The organism is Embleya sp. NBC_00888 (genome assembly GCF_045207655.1).
In the GTDB taxonomy this organism is placed as follows: Bacteria; Actinomycetota; Actinomycetes; order Streptomycetales; family Streptomycetaceae; genus Embleya.
The window spans coordinates 1,564,591-1,583,618 of sequence record NZ_CP108785.1; the positions used below are offsets into that span (position 1 = coordinate 1,564,591).

The window sequence follows — 19,028 nt, forward strand, 5'->3', positions numbered from 1 at the left end:
TGGCCGGAACTACGACCTCCGTGCACCAATTTCCGGCGCCCGATGGGGCCCCGTGCACCATCTCTTCCCACCGGATGTGCCTGCCGGTCACCGCGTCGACCGAACCAAGGGCGCGCGTGCACCGGCGAGTGCGCCGCCGGTGCCGGCCGCGCATGCCGCAGGACCGCGGCCGGCCGGGTCCGCGCTCCGATCCGGCCGCCGCCCCTGACGCATCGGTTTCCGCCCGGGTGCAGCCACCGGCGGACGTGCCTAGAGTCGAAAGGAGGAGGCCGTGGAATCCGGGCGGCGTGGACATCCACGACGTCGACGCGGAAGCGGTCCGCGGCCACGTCGCCGAGGCCCCGGGAGCCGTGTGGCGGGGAGCGATGTCCCGAGGCCGGATCCGCACGCGCTCGTGTCGGGCGCGGCGGTTCGGGCGCGGCGGCGCAGATCCACGACGCGGTTGCGCGGCGCAGGTTCCGCAGCGCAATCCCAAGACCTGAGGCGGTAGACGATGTGCCGTTGGCTCGCCTACGCGGGAACCCCCATCCTGCTCGAGACCATCCTCTACAAACCGACTCACTCGCTGATCGATCAGAGCCTGCACTCCCGGCTGGGCGTCGAGACGACCAATGGCGACGGGTTCGGCGTCGGCTGGTACACACCCGGCATCGACGCTCCGGCGCTCGTTCGGGACACCGGCCCGGCATGGAGCAACCGCAATCTCCGGGAGATCGCCGACCACGTCCGCTCTCCACTGATCTTCGCGCACATCCGGGCCTCGACCGGCACGGCGGTCCAACAGAGCAACTGCCACCCGTTCCGTCGCGGGCGTTGGATGTGGATGCACAATGGTGCCATCACCGACTTCCACCGCAGCAAGCGAGACCTGGCCCTGGCCGTCGACCCGGACCTCTTTCCCGACATCGAGGGATCGACGGACTCCGAACTCATGTTCTTCCTGGCACTCACCTTCGGCCTGGAGCAGGACCCGCCGGGCGCCGTGGCGCGGATGGCCGGCCTGGTGGAACACACCGGTCGACGGCACGGCGTGGAGTTCCCGCTGCAGATGACGGTCGCGGTGACCAACGGCCAACGACTGTGGGCATTCCGCTACTCCAGCCAGACGCAGTCCCGCTCGCTCTTCTACAGCACCCGGGTGGACACGCTGCGCGCGCTCCACCCCGATGTGGCGTTCCTGCGCGAGGTTTCCGACCAGACCCGCCTGATCGTGTCGGAGCCCCCCGGCGACCTTCCCGGTGCCTGGAACGAGGTCCCCGAGAGCAGCTACGGCATCGTGCAGTCCGGCGAGAATGAACTACACCCCTTCACCCCCAGCCCGCCCACCTGAGGGATCACGGTCCCACTTTTTCCCGGGGACGTACCGGCCCGGCTCGACCCACGAAGCCGGGCCGCTCGGCGTCCATGCCCGTGCCTGGTCGACGAGTCGGGACGCCAACTGCTCGGCCGGCCGTGCGGCGGGGCCGCGGCGGCGTCGGGAGAGGGCCAGGCCCAGATGGCGGCGCGGGCTCGGCTCGGCCAGCGGGAGGTCGATCAGCTCCTCGTGCCGGGTCAGGCCGATCTCGGGGATCAGTGCGATGCCGACGCCCGCGCGGACGAGTGACCGGGCGAAGTCGTAGTCCGTGGCCGTGCACGCGATGCGCAACTCGACGCCGGCCAGGGCGGCGTGGTGGGCGAACCGGGCGGCGGACTTGCGGCAGCCCAGGATCCATCGCTGGTCGGCGAGTTCGGCCGGATGCGGTGGCTCGGGCCGGGTCGAACAGCGGACCGCGACCGGGTGGCCGCGCGGGAGCACGACTCGCAGCGGGTCCACGCCCAGGGGCGTCCAGTCCAGGCCGGAGCGGTCGCCGGGCCGGGCGGGTGGCGGGCCGTCGTAGTGGTAGGCGAGGGCGAGGTCGGCCCGTCCCTCGCGGACGGCGGGCAGGCTCTCCTCCGGCTCCGCCTCCAGGATCGTCAGCTCCACTTCCGGATGGTCCGAGACGAATCCGGCCAGGGCGCCGGGCAGCAGCCGCCTGCCCGCGCCGGCGAACGTGGCGACGGTGAGTACGGTGCGCTCGGCGGCCGGCCGGTCGATGCGCTGCCGGGTGTCGGTCAGTTCGGCGGCGATCGCGTCCGCGGCCTCCACCACGGACGTGTGCGTGATCGGAGGGAGCCGCCATTTCGGGCGGCGACTGGTCGAGGAACTGTCGGACGCGGGGGCGGCGGTGACCGTCGTCAACCGCGGGTCGACGCCCGCGCCACAGGGCGTGACCCACCTGCGCGCCGACCGTGACGACGAGGCCGAACTGCGCGCCGCGCTCGGCGACCGGCGCTTCGACGTGGTGGTCGACCAAGTCTGCTACTCGCCGCTCCAAGCGGCCGTCGCCGCCCGGGTCTTCGCCGACCGCACCCGGCGCTACGTGTTGACCTCGACGGTCGAGGTCTACGCCGAACTCGCCCGACCGGACGGTTCCGCCCTCACCGAGGACGCCGTCGATCCGTCGGCCTGGCCGGTGGACCCGGAACTCCCCTGGGCCGACGATCGGTTCCGGGCGGAGCACTACGGCGAAGGCAAACGCCAGGCGGAGGCCCTGCTCACCAGGCAGGCACCCTTCGACGTCGCAGTCGTCCGCACCGCGCACGTCCTCGGCGGCGCGGACTTCACCGGGCGCCTCGCCCACTACGTCGAGCGCATCGAACGCGGCCGGCCGGTGGTGGTCCACCCCGCGCCCCGGCCCGCCTCCTTCGTCCACGCGCCGGAGATCGCCCGCTTCCTGGCCTGGGCCGCGGCGGCGGACTTCACCGGGCCCGTCAACGCGGCCTCCCACGGGACACTGGACGTACGCGGGTTGTGCGCGGCGATCGGCCGCTCGACCGGCACGGACCCGATCCTGCTCGTCGGGACGGGCGAGCCGTTCTCACCGTTCTCCTTCGACCGCTGCTATGCCATGGACACCGGCCGGGCAGCCCGCGTGGGCTTCCGGTTCTCCTCGGTCGCCGACTGGCTGCCGCTGGTCGTCGAGGAGGCTCGGGGATGACGGGGACTCCGGACACACCGGCCTCGCCACGCACCATCGGCGGAATCGCGGTGGGCACCATCGGCCTCGGCGCGATGCCGCTCTCCGTCGGGGGCGCCCCGACGAGGAACAGGCGCTCGCCACGATCCACGCCGCGCTCGACGCGGGTGTACGGCTGATCGACACCGCCGACTGCTACCACCGGCACGCCGGCGAACTCGGCCACAACGAACGACTGATCGCCCGCGCGCCCGCCGCCCACGGAAGCGGGGCGCACGACGTACTGGTGGCGACCAAGGGCGGCCGGGGTCGTCCCGGCGACGGGTCGTGGACGGTCCACGGCGACCCGCGCCACCTGCGCCGCGCGGCCGAGGGCTCGGCGACCCGGCTCGGTGTCGAGGCGATCGGCCTCTACCAACTGCACAAGTCGGACCCGGCCGTGCCCTTCGCCGACTCGGTCGGCGCGCTGCGGGACCTGGCCGACGCCGGCACGATCCGGATGGTCGGCCTCTCCAACGTGGACCGCGGGCAGATCCGCACAGCGCGCGAGATCCTCGGCCCGCGTCTGGTCTCGGTACAGAACCGCTTCTCCCCGGCACACTCGTGCACCCGGGACACCCTCGACCTCTGCACCGGGCTCGGCCTGGCCTTTTTGCCGTGGAGCCCGCTCGGCGGGATCTCGCTCAGCGCCGTCGACGATCCGGGAACCACCGCGCCGACGCCCGACACGCCCTTCCACACCCTCGCCCGCGCCCACGGCGTCAGCCCGCAACAGATCTGCCTGGCCTGGCATCTGGCCCAGTCACCGGCGGTGATCCCGATCCCGGGCGCGCGCCGACCCACCTCGATCCGCGACTCGGCCGCAGCAGCCGCGCTCGCCTTGACGGCGGCGGAACCGGCGAGCCTGCACCTGCGATCGGGCGCGGATCGACCCGACACCCGGTCCGGAACGCGCGTGCGTCCCGGACACGAGTCGGCCGAAGAGTTGTCCCGGGAACGGACATGGCGGTGTTCGAACCCGATGGGGAAATACCCGGGCTCCCCGAAGGCCCTGAGCCGGACGCGCGGGACCGGCGGCCCCCGGGAACGCAGCGGGCGAACTCGCTGACACCACGGGACACACCACACACCCGATCCTCGGGCGCATTCGGACCAGGACTCCGCCATCCGCCGGGCTGTGCCGGGCCATGTCCGGGGACGAGGCGGCCGGTGGTCGTCATCCGGATCGCGACGGACGCGTGCACCGACGGTCCCGGCGGAAGCCGGAGGCGCGCTCAGGTGTGGGCGAACGGGCGTATCCAGGCATGTTGTTCCCGACTACGGGGGGCGTCGACCTGGGTCCACTCGGCGTCGATGCGCATCGTGGGCCGGCGCTCGGTGTCGTAGGGGTCCCAGCCGGGGTTGCCGGTGGCGGCGAAGCGGATCCAGGTCGCGTGCATGCGGGTGGCGAGTTCCGCGGGGGGCTCGTCGGGGCCGAGAAGCGCGCCCGCACCCCGCAACTGCGGAAGTCGCGCGAGATCGAAGACGAACGGCAGTTCCACCGCGTGGGTGGCACCGAGCCGTCCGTTCAGCGCCTGCGATCGCCAGGCGAACTCGTAGGCGAAGGTGCCGGATCGGGGGTGCCCGGCATGTGCGCCGGCCAGCGCCCAGCTCCCCGCGCCGAACAGCGCGTCGCCCATGATGGCGGACCGCAGTTCGCCGAAGGACGCCTCGGGACGGGCCTTCCGGTACGTCTCGACGAGCCGCGCCGGGTTCGGATGCGCGCGCGCCGCCGTGTCGTCGACGTCGCCGGCGGTCGAGCCGGCGTACTTGTCCACGGGGACCAGATAGAGGTTTCCCTCCTCGGTGTTGGTCCCGATGAGCAGGTCGATGTCGGCGCCCAAGCCGGCCGCGACGGACTCGGCGGGCTGGGTGTCCAGGACCAGGCTGAACGGGCTGAGGCCGATCAGCGGGTCGTGGTGTGCGTCGGTGCGCAGGTCGATGCCGGCGAGCCGGGAGGCGGCCTCGACCAGGCGTTCGTCGGGGATGTCCGCGAAGGCGTCGACGTGCGGCTCGATGCCCAGGTGCTCGGCCGCCGCCCTGGTGACACGGGCGGCCTGCTCGGTGCTGAACGCCCCCAGGCCGCTGCCGCTTTGCACGATCGCCCGGCGGAACAGGCCCGCGGCTTCGGGGGTGGCCAGGACGCCGCCGACGATGGTCGCCCCGGCCGACTGGCCGAAGAGGGTGACGTTGCCCGGGTCACCCCCGAAGGCGGCGATGTTCTCCCCCACCCAGCGCAGCGCGGCGACCACGTCGAGCAGGCCGCGGTTCGCGGGCGCCCCGGCGATGTCGAGGAACCCGGCGATGCCGAGCCGGTAGTTGAGGGTGACGAGAACAACGCCGTCACGCGCGAAGGCGGACCCGTCGTACAACGCGGACCGCGTCGAACCGGCGACGAATCCGCCGCCGTGCACGAACACCATGACCGGCCGTCCGGCGCCCGCGGCCGCGGGCGGAAGGCCGTCGGCCGCAGGCGTGACGGCATCCGCCGCGGGCGTGAAGACGTTGACGGTGAGGTAGTCCTCCCCGCGGCTCCATCCGGCCCCGAAGTAGGGGGACATGTCCACGCCGCCGAGCGTGCGCTCGGACTGGGGGGCGTTGGGTCCCGGCACGCCGGCGTCCCGGATGCCCTCCCACGGCTCGTGCGGCCGCGGTGGGGCGAAGCGGCCCGCACCCCGAGGAGGGGCGGCGTACGGGATGTTCAGATAGGCGGCGGTGCCGTCGTCTCGGCGCAGACCGCGGACGGCCCCCTGCCTGGTGGTCACGATGTCGTTCACGGTGTCGCCTTTCCGCGGGTCTCAGTCCTGCTCGGGGTACGGGGTGAAGGGGGCCCAACCCTTGATGGCGAACCTGTCGCCCTCGCGCACGACTTCGGCCGCGCCGTGGCCGCCCAGGTGGGCGGGGATGACGAGGGCGTTGTTGTCGGCCGCCCAGCCCAGCACCTTCCGACGGGTGGCGCGGGCACCCGCCGGGTCCTCGCAGAAACAGCTGTTGGCGTCCGGTTCGAGGATCTGCACCGGGTTGTGCAGCATGTCGCCGACGAAGACCGCGCGGTCCGTCCCGGAGGCGAGGGTCAGTACGGAGGAGCCGGGTGTGTGCCCTGGTGCCGCGTCCAGGCGCAGGTGGGCGTCGATCCGGTGGCTGTCCTCCCACAACAGCGTCCGGCCGGCCCGGGCCACCGGGGCCACACTGTCCTCGAAGACGTTCTGGTTGCCGCGACCGAGCAGTGGCTTGTGGCCGTTCTCCGGGTTCCAGAAGTCGTAGTCGTCCTTCGGCATCAGATAGGTGGCATTGGGAAATGTGGGAACCCAATTCCGCCCGTCCAGATATGTGTTCCAGCCGACGTGGTCCACGTGGAGATGCGTGTTGATCACGATGTCCACGTCCTCGGGCTCGACGCCGGCGCGGGCGAGATTGGCGAGGAAGTCCGTTTCCAGGTGGCTCCAGACCGGCGCGTACGGGCGCTCCTTGTGATTGCCCACGCCGGTGTCGACGAGGATGGTCCTGCCCTCGCTGCGCAGCAGCCAGGTCTGGATCGCGGAATTCACGATATTGGTCTCGGAATCCAGAAAATGCGGGGCCAGCCAGGGAGCGCCGTCTTCCCAGACTTCCTTCGAGCTCTCTGGGAAGAAGGTGTCGGGTGTCATTTCGACGGAACCGTAGTATTCCCAGACCCGGGTGATGGTGACGTCGCCGAGATCGATCTGTTCCATGGGGATTCCTGGAGAATTCGAAGTCATTCCCAAACCGTACGGACGCCCCCACCGGGCGCGGTATCCGTCACGTGACTGCACCGCCCCGCTGCCCGAGCACCGCCCCGCGTGCACAGGCACCCGGCCCGCGTACCCCGGGCACCGGCCCACGTGCCCCGGGCGCCCGGCCGGCCCGCTTGTAGCCTGGGCACGACGAGGCAAGACCGCTCCGATCGAAAATCGACGATCGACAATCGACGAGCCACAGTTCCTGGAGACCCCGTGGACGAGCACCCAGGCGCCCCCCGTGCGCTCACGGGATCGAACCCGGATGCGGCAGGACCGATCGTCGGCCGGGACACGGAACTGGCACACCTGTTCCACCTGGTGGACTCGGCATCGGCCGACCGGGTCCTGCTGCTGCTCGGTGACGTGGGCATGGGAAAGAGCGCCCTGCTGGACCGGGCGGTACGCCGGGCCGAGGCGAACGGCGCCCGCGTCCTGCACGCCGAGGGCAGCGAGTCGGAGTCGAGCCTGGCGTTCTCCGCCCTGCATCAACTGCTGCGGCCGGTATCCGCCGAGGCGGACGGACTGCCGGAGCGGCAACGTGCGGCGCTGCACGGCGCGTTCGGTACGGGACCGGTCGCGCCGGGGCCCGACCCCATGCTGATCGGGGTCGCCGTCCTGAACCTGCTCTCGGCCCTGGGCGACCGAGGACCCGTGCTCGTGGTCCTGGACGACGCGCAGTGGTTCGACCGGGCGTCCCTGGACGCACTGTTCTTCGCCGCCCGACGGCTGGCGGGTGAACCGGTCACGATGCTGATCGCGGCCCGTGTCGGCGATCACCTGCCGGGGTTCGACCGGCACGTCCCCACACTCACCCTGGAGCCGCTCGACGACGCCGCGGCCGGTCGGCTGCTGGACCGGCAACCGCGGCGCCCGACCGGCCGGTTGAGGACGCAGATCCTGGCCCAGGCCGACGGCAACCCGCTGGCGCTGACCGAGCTGGCCGGGACGGCCACCGCACACGAGGCGGCCGCGGGGCCGCCGTCCGCCGGCCCGCTCCCCGTGGCCGACCACCTGGAGCGCATCTTCGCGGTTCGGCTGAACGGCCTGTCGGCGCCCACCACGCGAGCCCTGCTGCTCCTGGCAGCCATGGACACCGTCGACTCCGCCATCGCCGTCCCCGCCGCGCTGCCGAACGCCGAGGACGACACCTGGCTGCCCGCCGAACGAGCCGGGCTGATCCGGCGGACCGCTCGGGGCCTCCGGTTCAGCCACCCGCTGGTCCGATCCGCCGTGTATCACGCCGCGCCCGTCGACGCCCGGCGCGCGGCCCACCTCGCCCTCGCCGAACTGCTGCGGGACGAGCCGGACCGCCGCGCCTGGCACCTCGCCGCCGCTGCCACGCCCCCGGACCCTGCCGTGGCGGCGGAGCTGGAACACACTGCCGACCGGGCCCGCCGTCGCGGCGGCCACGCCGCGGCGGCCAAGGCCCTGCAACGTGCCGCGCACCTGGCACCGCGCGAGGACGGGGCCCGGCTGCTGGTCGAGGCCGCCGCGGAGGCCGTGCTCACCGGTGACCTCGCCTGGGTCGAGGAACTGGCCGCCGCGGTACACGCCCGTACCGACGACGCTTCACTGCTGGTCGGCGCCGCCGCGCAGGTCGGGCGGTTGGCCGCCCTGACCGTGCGCCACACCGTGGTCTTTGCCCGACTGGCCGACACCGCCGAGGAGTTGGCCCTCGCCCGACCCGCCATCGCGCTGGACTTCCTGGCCGGCGCCGCCGTGGTGCGCTTCTACTGCGGGGAGGACGCCCAACGACACCGCGTCCGAAGCGTGTTGGCGAGCCTTCCCGCGGACGCGTCGCACGCGTGGTTGCGCGCCTGGGTACGGACCGTGTCCGACCCCTTCGAGGACCGGGCCGAACTGCTCTCCCTGCTCCCGCGGATCGAGGCCGAGGCGCGACGCCGGCCCGACCGGCTCACCGCCTTCGCGATCATGGCGTGGCTGCTGGACGAGACCCCACAAGCCGTCCGTGCCTTCGACGAGGCGTTCGACCGCTGGGGGATGCACGGACCGCTCCCGGAGGGTCTGGGTGGCGCGGCCGCCTGGAGCTACGTCGAACAAGGAAGGTGGGGGCGGGCCCGGGAGGCCTGCGCCCGCAGCACCGCGCTCGGTTCGACGGCCGGCCTCGACCACGCCGTGGCGTGTGCCGCGGCGGTGGACGCCACCGTGCTGGCCTACCAGGGGGACACCACGGCGGCCCGCGTCCGGGCCGAGGACGCGCTCGCCCTGATCGACCCGCTGGAGAGCCGCTCGGTGGCCGTCTACGCCCGTCGCGCACTCGGCGCCGCGGCCCTCGCGGACGGCGCGCACGAGGCGGCGTACGACCAACTCCGCGCGGTCTTCACGCCGGCCGGCGCGCCCGTGCACTACCACGCCGCCTACCCGGCCCTCGCGGATCTGGCCGCGGCCGCCGTACGCAGTGGCCGCCGCGACGAGGCGACCGCGATCGTGGAACGCTCCGCACGTGATCTCGGGGCGGGTGCCTCACCTCGCTTGCGTGCGCTGATCAGCCGGGCTCGTGGCCTGCTGGCCGACTCCGACGAAGCCGAGCGCCACTTCCGGGCCGCCCTGGCCGATCCGGTCCCGAAGCACTGGCCCTTCGAACGTGCCCAGACCCTCTTGGACCTCGCCGAATGGTTGCGGCGCCGTCGCCGCATCGCCGAGGCGCGAGCGCCCCTGACCGAGGCCCTGGAGACCTTCCGACGCCTGGGCGCCCGCCCGTGGATCGAGCGGGCCCGGGCCGAAGCGCGCGCCGCCGGCCTGGACGTCACCGACTCCACACCCGACGCGCTCGCCGAACTCTCCCCGCAACAGCAGCAGATCGTCCGGCTCGCCGCCCGCGGACTGACCAACCGCGAGATCGGCGAGAGGCTCTTCCTGTCCCCCCGCACGATCGGCTCGCACCTGTACCGCAGCTTCCCCAAGCTGGGCATCACCGCCCGCTCCCAACTGCGCGACCTGGTCGAGACCATCCACCCCACGCCCGACCACCGGGACTGAGGCCGCGCCCGGCACCGGAATCACCCCATCGAAGCGCACGGCGTGGCGGCGACCCGTGCCCGGCGGTCGCATCCGCCGCCGACACGAAAGCGGCACCACCCGATCGCCGACGACGTCTCCGCCGCCGGCCCCACAGGCGGTCTACACCCATGCCCGCACGGAACGGCACCGCGCACTTCCGGCGCGGTGTCCGGATCGCCGCGCGCGGCCTGCCGGGCGACGATGGAACGTGGACCGGTCCGGGGGTACCAGCACTGGGAGAAACCCGTGGCGCACACCCACACCACCGACGTATTGATCGCGGGCGCCGGCCCGGTCGGACTGAGCGCGGTCGCCGAACTCCGCCGCCACGGCGTGCGCTGCCGCCTCGTCGACCGGCTGCCGGCGCGTCTGCCGTACGCCAGGGCGATCGGCATCCAGCCGCGCACCCTGGAGATCTGGGACCGGATGGACCTGGCCCGAACCGTCCTGGAAGCCGCCGTTCCGCTGCGCGGCCAACTCGTCTACGTCAACGGCCGGGAGCAGCCGCGGATCGACCTCGTACTGCCCCCGGAGGTGCCCTACAGGTTCGCCGCGCTGCCGCAGTACGAGACCGAACGCATCCTGGAGGAGTACGTCGCCGGCCTGGGCACGGCCATCGAACGCGGCACCGAGTTGTTGTCGTTCACCCAGGACGCCGCCGGGGTCACCGCCCGGCTGCGCTCCCCCTCCGGCGCGGCCGAGGAGGTCCGTGCCCGCTACCTGATCGGCTGCGACGGCGCGCACAGCACCGTCCGCAAGGGCCTGGGCCTGGGTTTCGGGGGCGGTGCCCTCCCCGAGGAGTACATGCTGGCCGACGTCGAGGCCGACTGGTCCCTGCCGCACGGATACGCCGTACGGTCCATCCACCTCGCCGACGACGGCTCCATCGACGACGCGTTGGTCTGCATCCCGCTGCCCGGTTCGGGCCGGTACCGCATGTCGATGCCGGTCCCGCCCGAACTCTCCACCTGGGCGGCGGACCGGACGCCGGGGGATGGTGATGGCGTCGCGCACGGGTTGGACGGCGGCCGTGCGCCGGAACTGTCCCATATCCAGGCCGTCGTGGACCGACTGGCTCCCGAGCCGGCCACCGTCTCCCGAATGCGCTGGTCCTCCGTCTTCCGCATCAGCCACCGGATCGTCGACCGCTACGGGGACGGCCGGGTCTTCGTCGCCGGAGACGCCGCCCACATCCACCCGCCCACCGGCGCCCAGGGCATGAACACCGGCATCCAGGACGCCTGCAACCTGGCCTGGAAACTCGCCCTCGTCGTCCGCGGCGAGGCCGGGCCGGCCCTGCTCGCCGGCTACGACGCCGAACGCCGCCCGGTCGGCGAGGAGGTCGTCGGCCGCACCCTGCGACACGCCACCCAAGGCATCTATGCCGACGCCGACACCCCGCCGACCCGGATGCTCCGCGAGGCCCAACTGCTCGTCGGCTACCGGGGCGGCCCGCTCGCCGGTAACCCGTACGGGCCGGCCGACGCACCCCAGCCCGGCGACCGGGCCCCGGACTGCGCCGGCCTGACCACCCCGGTCGCCGCTTACCCCCTGCGCCTGCTCGACGTCCTGCGCGGCCGAACCGGGCACGTGCTGCTGCTGTACGCGGCCGACACCACCGACCTGGCCGAGGCCGCCGACGCGGCCGGGATCTCCGGGGTGGTGCCCCAGGTGTCCGGCGACCGCCCGGGCACCTCCGACGGCCCGGAGACCGAAACCGGCCCGCAGACCATCGCCGTCCTCGCCCGCGGAGCCGCGTCGACCGCGCCCGGCACGCTGACCGTCCCCGAATACGGCGATGCCGCCGGGGAGTTCGCCCGCCTCTACCGCCCCGACGGCCCGACCGGCTTCGTCGTCCGCCCGGACGGGTACCTCGGCGCACGCTTCCCGCTCACCCACACCGCGGCGGCTCTGTCCGCCTACCTCACGGCCTTGTCCACGCCGGCATGAGCCCGCTCGGCCGCAGCGAAGGTCACTACCACGGCCGGCCGCCACTCCCCCGCCGCCGCCCGCAGCGCCCCGCCCGCTCGGCCGTCCACTAGAGTGGACCACTCGGTCCATTCGGCCCATGACAAGGAGGCGGGGCATGCCCGGGGAGCTGACCGCGAAAGGCAAGGCGACGCGGAGTCGGATCGTCGCGGGTGCGGCGGCGGTCCTGCGGGAGAGGGGCGTCGCCTCGACGACGCTGGACGACATCATGGCGCGGACCGGCACGAGCAAGAGCCAGCTCTTCCACTACTTCCCGTCCGGCAAGGACGAACTGCTCGTCGCGGTGGCCCGGTTCGAGGCGGAGCAGGTCCTGGAGGACCAGCAGCCGTATCTGGGCCGCCTCGACTCGTGGGAGGCCTGGGAACAGTGGCGGGACGTGGTGATCAAGCGCTACGAGGCGCAGGGGGACCAATGCCCGCTCGGGTCGCTGTTCCTTCAGGTCGGACGTTCGACTCCCGGGGCGCGGGCGATCGTGATCGAGTTGCTGCGCCGCTGGCAGGAGAGTCTGGCGGCGGGCATCCGGGCGCTGCAGGCGGGCGGCATGCTTCCCGCCGAGTTGGATGTCGACGTGCGGGCCGCCTCGCTGCTGGCCGCGATTCAGGGGGGTGTGTCGATCCTGCTGTCGACGGGTCGGTCCACGCATTTGCGCGCCGCTCTCGATCAAGGGATCGCGGACCTGCGCCGCGCGGGCAGCGCGGTGGCGTGATCCGGCGCGGGCCGACGCACGGGCCCATTCCGGGTGGGGCGCCGTCCTGCCCGGCTGCCGCGCACCCGCCCGTCAGTCGCGCGGTGCGTGCGCGTGCGGACCCGGACCGGGGTGGGCGGCTCCGCCGGAACCACCCGCCCCACGGCCGTTCCCGGGGTGCCCTGCTTCAACCGGCGATGACGGCGGCGGTGGTGCGCCCGCCGTCGACGTCGAGCACGATGCCGTGCACGAACGAGGACTCGGCACCGGCCAGGTACACGGCGGCGTTCGCGATGGCGTCGGGGGTGCCCATCCGTCCGGCGGGGGTGCCTTTCATCATGATCTCGCCGGGGTGGGCCTCCTCGGGTGCGGGCGTCAGCACCACGCCCGGGGAGATCGCGTTCACCCGAACGCCGTGCGGCCCGAACTCCGCCGCCCAGGCCCTGGTCAGGGTCTCCATGGCTCCCTTGGTGGAGCTGTAGAGGGCGCCGACCGGAATGCCCAATCGCGCGATCCACGAGCCCAGGTTGATGATCGCTCCGTCGCCGGCCTCCGCCATGGCGGGTGCCACGGCCGCGGTCAGGAAGAACGGGGCCTTCACGTTGACCGCGTAGACCCGGTCGAACGTGCTCTCGTCGGTGGCCGCCGTGGTGTCGCCGGGGTAGATGCCGGCGTTGTTGACCAGGACGTCGATGCGACCGCCGAGAACCCGCGTCGCCTCTCGGGCCAGCGCCTGCGACGCGGCGGCGCTTCCGTCCAGGTCGGCCTGCACGAACTCGGCCCGGCCGCCGCGGGCGCGGATCCCGTCGACGACCTCCCCGCCCCGCTCGGCACTGCGGCCCGAAACGGCGACGTACGCTCCCTCGGCGGCAAATGCCTCCGCGATCGCACGCCCGATGTTGCTGGTCGCTCCGGTCACCAGGGCGGTTCGCCCCTCGAGCCGCATAGACATGGTCCACTCCGTTTTTCGGTGCTCCACCGTGAACCCGAACGGCCGGACCGCATACCGCCGTCGACCGGACGAGGGCCCTGGACGACCAGGGCGCAGTGCCACTGTGCGACGGAAAAATTGGACCAGCAAGTCCAAACCTGGGAATGCTCCGGACCACGGGGCGACATGGGAGATCCGAGACGCCCACGGGGCCCCGACCCACGCCTCGGGGTCCGGGGCCCGTGCGCTTCACGTGGGCGAAATTCGTGTCACTTCCGCCAGAACAAATGGTGCGTCACGCCGCTCGGGCTGGGCACGACGTCCAGGTGGAAGCGGTCGAGCAGTTCGTCGGGTGACTTCCACAGTCGAAGTCCGGACCCGAGCTTCACCGGCGACACCGCCACGTGCATGGTGTCGACGAGGTCGGCGTCGAGGAACTCCCGGATGACGGTGACCCCACCGCCGAGCCTCACGTCCTTGCCCCCGGCCGCCTCCCGCGCCTGTTCGAGAACCGTGGCCGGGTCGCCGTCGACGAAGTGGAACGTGGTGTCGGAGAGCGTGAACGAAGGACGCTCGTGGTGGGTCATGACGAACACCGGGGTGCGGAACGGCGGCTCGTCGCCCCACCAGCCGCGCCACTGGTGATCGTGCCAGGGCCCGCGCTGCGGCCCGAACTTGTTGCGCCCCATGATCTCGGCACCGATGTTGCGCGGGTAGTCGCGGGTGAAGTGGTCGTCGAGGCCCCGGCTGCCCCCGGGATCGGTACGCATGGGCCAGCTCGCCGTGGCACCGGCCCAGGCGAACAGCCGCTCCGGCTCGACATGGCCGAACGGGCGCTCGAAGGTTTGATCCTCACCGGCGCCGATACCGTCGGCGGAGACGCTGAAGTTCTGCACCCTCAATAGCTGAGTCACGAGTTCCTCCCATGTTGTCGACAACGGCGATGAGACCCACCGCCGCGGATCGGCGGTGCCCGGTCGATGTCCTTCGCACGGGTTCGGCCGGGCTCGCGCGTTGCTCTCACGAGTGGGTCGGAGTCGCTCTCCCGTTCTCGACACGCCTCCGCGGGAAATCCCGAAGAATCTTTCGGGCCGTCTCCCACGTGCCCGGCCGCACGGCTTGTCGGCGGCACGGCGCCGGTGCGTGCCGGGGTGACCGCCGTGTTCGGCTCACGTCTCCACGATGCGCCAGGCCGTGGCCCCGTGTCCTCGGGGCTCGGTGTCCGGCGCCAACGGTGCCGGCGCCGGGGGCGTGACGCCGTCCGCGAGCATCGTTTTGGCGCGCCGTTCGACCAGGATCGGGACGTACGTCCGGATCGGGGCGTCGCTCAGCGCGTCCTGGGCCGCCTCGACGAGCGCGTCGACGGTGGCCGGATCCACGGAGGGGAAGGCGCATTTCAACCGGGCCGCCGCATGCCGGATCGCTGCCTGCTCATCCTGCCGGACGTTCATCCGAAAATCCTCGAGGACGTCACCGACGGTGCCTTCCGCAGATCGTGCGGTCGGGTCACCCACCCGGGCGGAACGACCGCGTCGCAGGGCGACCCGGGGGCTGCGGCAGCTCCGGTGTGGACCGGCCACGGAATCGATCGCCCCCGTCTCCATGGGAACTCGCCCGACTCACGGCGTCCAGTCGAGGCGGTCCGTCGGGCGCCGCACCGGGAACGCGACCGTACGACGCTCGGGAGCTTCGTGGCGCCGAAACCGCCCCGTCCGGCGCCACCGCCCGTCCGGCGCCACCGGATGCCCAGGGGCCACCGGATGCCCAGGGGCCACGCGGGGCGCAGACTCGACTGCAAAGACTGTTCGTAACGGAGTGGGGAGGCTTCCCATGAAGGACCTCAAGTTCGAGCAGAAGGGCTCCCTGTCGCGGACCGAGGCGGCCGAGTTGCTCTCCGCGCTCGCGACCGCGCTGAGGCGCGGCGGTCACGTCGAGCTGGAGCTCGGTCCGGGCGTGCTGAGCATGCACGTTCCCGACGAGCTGCGCAGCGAGGTCGAGGTGGAAGTGGGCGACGGCGAGATCGAGCTCGAGATCGAGCTCAAGTGGTCGACCACGCAGGCCAAGGCAGCGGCTCCGAAGTCGAAGTCCGGCGAGGCACCCGCATCGAGCGGTGACTAGCGCCGCGCCCGCCGGTGAGCGGTGGGTCGTCACCTCGCCACCTCACGGCGGGCCGTCGGTGGGCCGTCACTCCCGGTCCCCGCGACGGGTCGAGGAGGTACCGCCACCCGCGAGACGTGTCCTGTTCAGCGCCTGGTGACGCAGCAGGGCCAGGTCGATCGGCGGCTTCGACCGTGGCACGCCCGGCCGTTCCCGCGGCACACGCACCCGCAGGGCGAGCGGCCGGATCGTCAGCCGCACCGGGGTGGGCATGAGCACGGCCTCACCATCGATGCCGACCGGGATCCGGGGGGCGTGCGACTCGACGAGCACCTCGTGTGCGACCTGTGTGCGCAGTCCTCGGCCACGGCGGCCGCGCAGCAGTTCGACGGCCTGCTCGGCGTTGTCGACCGTGATCGCGATGACGCCGAGCAGGCCGGTGTCGAGGCGGGCCCGCCGGCCCAGCTCGGTCGGACCGCCGAACTCGTACGGGTTGTTGCTGACGAGTAGTGCCTTCGGGCCCTCGATGACCACCTCGCCGTCGACGCGGACGACCAGGTGCGGGCCGCGGTGGCCGGAGAGCGTCTCGGGAAGCAGCCCGAGCATCGTGCCCCGCTTGTCGTCCCGGTACGCCGGGCTCTGCACGACGTCGGCATAGGCACCGAACGAGGCGTTGTTGACAAAGGTCCTGCCGCCGACCAGCCCCAGGTCCAAGCGGACCTCGACGCCTTCGTTCAAGGCGTCGAGGCCGGCGTCCGGCCGTTCCCGGTCCAACCCGAGGTCCATCGCGAAGTGGTTGCGCGTGCCCGCCGAGACGACGAGGAACGGGAGGTCGTTCTCGGCGGCGATGCCGGCGACGAGTGCCTGGGTGCCGTCGCCGCCCGCGACCCCGAGCAGATCGGCCCCGTCCGCCACCGCCTTCCGGGCCAGTGCGGCAACGTCGACCTGGCCGGGGCCGTCGAGCAGCGCCACCTCGGCGCCCCGCGCGGTCGCCTTGTCGTCCAGTGCGAACCGGGCCACCTTTCCGCCGCCCGAGCGGGGATTCATGATCAGAAAGGGTCGGATCGGGGGCGGCGTCTCGCGCTCGGGCATGCCGGCAGGCGGCCGGGCCAGGATCAGGGCGGTCCTCGCGGCGGCAACCGCCACTGCCGCCAGGAGCAGCGTCAGCACGATGTCCCACACATGGCCGCGGGCGATGTAGCAGACGATCACGGTGATCGGCGCGGCGACGGCGACGCCGGCGCAGACCCAGCGCAGTGGGCCTCGGTTGCTCAGGAAGCCCCACAGCGCCGCGAGCGTCACCACGAGGCCGAGCACACCCACGATCAGCACCAACAGGCTGCTGCCACCGCCACTGACGAGGATCGCCGCGGCGCCGAGCGCCGCCGCGAAGGCCAGCCGGGCCAGCCGGCGTTGGGAGGCCGTCACCGGCGGCCACTGCTTCTCGGGGGTCTCGGCCGCCCCGGAAGGACCCCCGGGGCCGCGGCCTGTTCCCGGGCCCCGACCGGGCTTCTCGGAATCCGTCATGACTCCTCCGTGACCGTGTGGACTCGGGACGCGGGATCAGCCCGAGCCTGCTCGCAGGTCATCGTGCTGTCCACGTTAGTGCCGGACTCGGTCCGCCACCCTCCGACCCGCGACGGGCCGGAGCACCACCGACGGCAGGACACATGCGCGAGCGCCGCCCACGGCGTCGTGCCGCGCTCGCGCGGTCGCGGCGGATGGCGTCGTCCACGCCGGTTTCGAGCAGGGTCGGGTCGCCGGGATCCCCATTGCCCACGCCGGTTTCGAGCAAGGTCGGGTAGCCGGGATCCGCGTCGTCTACGCCTGTTTCGAGCGAGGTTGGGTCGTCGGGATCCGTCGGGTGAAGAAGATCGCGAGGAGTGCGGCGAAGGCGAGGATGGCGAGTGCGGCGCGCAGGCCGTCGAGCCTGGCCTCGTTGTTCGCGTCGAGCGCGGCCTGGGACACCTCCGGGCTGGTGCCCGCTTTGTCCAGGGCGGACTCGAGTTGGGCGTCCGAGAGGAAGGGTGCGCCACTCTCGAGCTCGTCGGTCGCCTGACTCGTGACCTGGGGCGGGACCGCCGGGTTCTGCTCGATGGTGGTCAGGAACGAAGTCGTGAGCGTGGCGATCAGGACGGACCCCGCGAGCGCCGTGCCGATCGAGGCGCCGAGGTTGGTGACCGCGTTCTGGATGCCGCCGACCTCCGCGCTCTGCTCGTCCGGCACCGCCGAGACGGTGACCGATCCGAGCTGGGAGGCCAATGCGCCCATGCCGAGCCCGATCAACAACAACGGGACGGTCACGACATCCGCGCCCGCGCCCGCGTCGAGTGCGGCCATCAGCGCCACGGCGCCCGCGAGCAACGCGAGGATCCCCAGTCGTACCACGCGCCGCGGCGAGACGTTCGGGAGGAATCGCGGAATCAGGATCGCGGCTGCCAACAGCGTGAGCGAGAGCGGCAGGATGCGCACGCCCGTGTCCAGCGCCGACAATCCGAGTGCCACCGACAGGTACAGCGGTACGACGAAGAACACGCCCATCTGCACGAGGTATTGGAAGAAGAACATCGTCAGGCCGCCGGTGAGCTGCCGGTTGCGCAGCATGGCCGGGTCCACGAGCGGATCCCTCCCGCGCTCCACGATGAGGGCCTCCCAGTGGAGGAAGAGCCGGATGACGGCCAGACCCGTCAGCATCAACCACACGACCAGCGAGATGCCGAGCCAGGCGGGCGCATCGGCCTTCGGCAGAAACCAGCCCCACTCGCTGGAACGCAGCACGCCGAAGACGAAGGTCCCGAGTCCGGCGGCGGAGAGCACGGCGCCGACGAGATCGATGCGGGTACGTTCGCCGGTCGGCGCGTCGGCGACACGTCGGGCGAGCAGCAGGATCACCAGCACGATCAGGACCTCGCCGGCGAAGACCCAACGCCAGGAGAAGTACGTCGTGGCGACACCCCCGATGAGCGGCCCGAGCGCGATCGCCACGGCCCCCGCGGCGGCGACGAGTCCGTACGCGGCGGGCCGGCGTTCCGCGGGGAAGTTCCCGGCGACCAGTGCCACGATCGCGGGCAGGATGAACGCCGCCCCGATCCCCTCGAGGAACGACCAGCCGAACAGGAGCACGGGCAGGTTCGGGGCGAGCGCCGTGGTCAGGGAGCCGCAGCCGTAGACGGCACAGCCGATCATGAACGCGCGCTTGCGCCCGATGAGTTGGCCGACCTTGCCACCGGGGATCATGAACATCGCCATCACCAGGGTGTACGCCGTGATCGCGCCCTGGATTCCCGTCACGGTCGTGCCCACGTCCTCGGCGACCGTCGCGATCGAGACGTTCATGACGGAGCTGTCCAGCGCCATCACGAACTGCCCGGCGGCCAGTGTCCCCAGGACGAGTCCCGCCGCCGAACGCTTCGCGGCCCCAGCCGTGTCCGTCATGGCCACATCGTCGCAGCGTCCCGGAGGGCGGGCCCGCGGCTCGCCACGGCGGTACGTCGAATGGCGGCAGCCGA

Annotated in this window: 14 protein-coding genes and 1 pseudogene; 7 read left to right on the forward strand and 8 right to left on the reverse strand. The window is 72.4% G+C overall.

The window, feature by feature from the left end; all coding sequences use genetic code 11:
• Positions 1-493: 493 nt before the first annotated feature.
• A complete protein-coding gene (locus tag OG948_RS41175; protein ID WP_331770090.1) occupies positions 494-1,330 on the forward strand; it encodes a class II glutamine amidotransferase in 837 nt (278 codons plus the stop codon).
• Here the strand turns inward: OG948_RS41175 and OG948_RS41180 are convergent.
• A complete protein-coding gene (locus OG948_RS41180) occupies positions 1,298-2,128 on the reverse strand; it encodes a LysR substrate-binding domain-containing protein (protein ID WP_331770091.1) in 831 nt (276 codons plus the stop codon). The genes OG948_RS41175 and OG948_RS41180 overlap by 33 nt on opposite strands.
• Before the next feature lie 10 nt (positions 2,129-2,138).
• Here OG948_RS41180 and OG948_RS41185 point away from each other — a divergent pair, with 10 nt between their 5' ends.
• On the forward strand, positions 2,139-3,017 hold the full coding sequence (locus OG948_RS41185) for an NAD-dependent epimerase/dehydratase family protein (protein ID WP_406300571.1): 879 nt from the start codon (positions 2,139-2,141) through the stop codon (positions 3,015-3,017).
• Positions 3,014-3,909 (forward strand): annotated as a pseudogene (locus OG948_RS41190) (aldo/keto reductase); the annotation flags it as partial. The gene OG948_RS41185 and the pseudogene OG948_RS41190, both read left to right, overlap by 4 nt.
• Positions 3,910-4,270: 361 nt before the next feature.
• On the opposite strand, the gene OG948_RS41195 reads toward OG948_RS41190, so the two are convergent.
• Together OG948_RS41195 and OG948_RS41200 are read right to left on the reverse strand one after the other, a co-directional pair.
• Complete coding sequence (locus tag OG948_RS41195; protein ID WP_331770093.1) at positions 4,271-5,812, reverse strand: carboxylesterase family protein; 1,542 nt, start codon at positions 5,810-5,812, stop codon at positions 4,271-4,273.
• A 21-nt stretch (positions 5,813-5,833) separates the two neighbouring features.
• On the reverse strand, positions 5,834-6,748 hold the full coding sequence (locus OG948_RS41200) for an MBL fold metallo-hydrolase (RefSeq protein WP_331770094.1): 915 nt from the start codon (positions 6,746-6,748) through the stop codon (positions 5,834-5,836).
• A gap of 261 nt (positions 6,749-7,009) precedes the next feature.
• On the opposite strand from OG948_RS41200, the gene OG948_RS41205 reads away from it, so the two are divergent.
• The 3 genes from OG948_RS41205 (at position 7,010) to OG948_RS41215 (ending at position 12,512) form a co-directional block, all read left to right on the forward strand.
• On the forward strand, positions 7,010-9,796 hold the full coding sequence (locus OG948_RS41205; protein ID WP_331770095.1) for a LuxR family transcriptional regulator: 2,787 nt from the start codon (positions 7,010-7,012) through the stop codon (positions 9,794-9,796).
• Between the two features lie 267 nt (positions 9,797-10,063).
• Positions 10,064-11,767: an FAD-dependent monooxygenase gene (locus OG948_RS41210; protein ID WP_331770096.1), complete on the forward strand. Its 1,704-nt coding sequence runs from the start codon at positions 10,064-10,066 to the stop codon at positions 11,765-11,767.
• Between the two features lie 136 nt (positions 11,768-11,903).
• Positions 11,904-12,512 (forward strand): TetR/AcrR family transcriptional regulator, encoded by a 609-nt coding sequence (locus tag OG948_RS41215; RefSeq protein WP_331770097.1) that lies wholly within the window; start codon positions 11,904-11,906, stop codon positions 12,510-12,512.
• A gap of 166 nt (positions 12,513-12,678) precedes the next feature.
• On the opposite strand, the gene OG948_RS41220 is transcribed toward OG948_RS41215, so the two are convergent.
• The 3 genes from OG948_RS41220 to OG948_RS41230 all read right to left on the reverse strand — a co-directional run bounded on the left by OG948_RS41220 (position 12,679) and on the right by OG948_RS41230 (position 14,873).
• Positions 12,679-13,443 (reverse strand): glucose 1-dehydrogenase, encoded by a 765-nt coding sequence (locus tag OG948_RS41220; protein WP_331770098.1) that lies wholly within the window; start codon positions 13,441-13,443, stop codon positions 12,679-12,681.
• A 248-nt stretch (positions 13,444-13,691) separates the two neighbouring features.
• Complete coding sequence (locus OG948_RS41225) at positions 13,692-14,336, reverse strand: dihydrofolate reductase family protein (protein WP_331770099.1); 645 nt, start codon at positions 14,334-14,336, stop codon at positions 13,692-13,694.
• Between the two features lie 255 nt (positions 14,337-14,591).
• On the reverse strand, positions 14,592-14,873 hold the full coding sequence (locus tag OG948_RS41230; RefSeq protein WP_331770100.1) for a three-helix bundle dimerization domain-containing protein: 282 nt from the start codon (positions 14,871-14,873) through the stop codon (positions 14,592-14,594).
• 379 nt (positions 14,874-15,252) lie between these two features.
• Here OG948_RS41230 and OG948_RS41235 point away from each other — a divergent pair, with 379 nt between their 5' ends.
• Positions 15,253-15,540, forward strand: a complete 288-nt coding sequence (locus OG948_RS41235; protein WP_331770101.1) for an amphi-Trp domain-containing protein — start codon at positions 15,253-15,255, stop codon at positions 15,538-15,540.
• Positions 15,541-15,606: 66 nt separating this feature from the next.
• Here the strand turns inward: OG948_RS41235 and OG948_RS41240 are convergent, their stop codons facing one another.
• Positions 15,607-17,046 (reverse strand): diacylglycerol kinase family protein, encoded by a 1,440-nt coding sequence (locus tag OG948_RS41240; RefSeq protein ID WP_331770102.1) that lies wholly within the window; start codon positions 17,044-17,046, stop codon positions 15,607-15,609.
• A gap of 294 nt (positions 17,047-17,340) precedes the next feature.
• The gene (locus tag OG948_RS41245; protein ID WP_331770103.1) at positions 17,341-18,954 is read right to left on the reverse strand and encodes an MFS transporter; all 1,614 of its coding nucleotides are present in this window, start codon (positions 18,952-18,954) and stop codon (positions 17,341-17,343) included.
• Between the last annotated feature and the right edge of the window lie 74 nt (positions 18,955-19,028).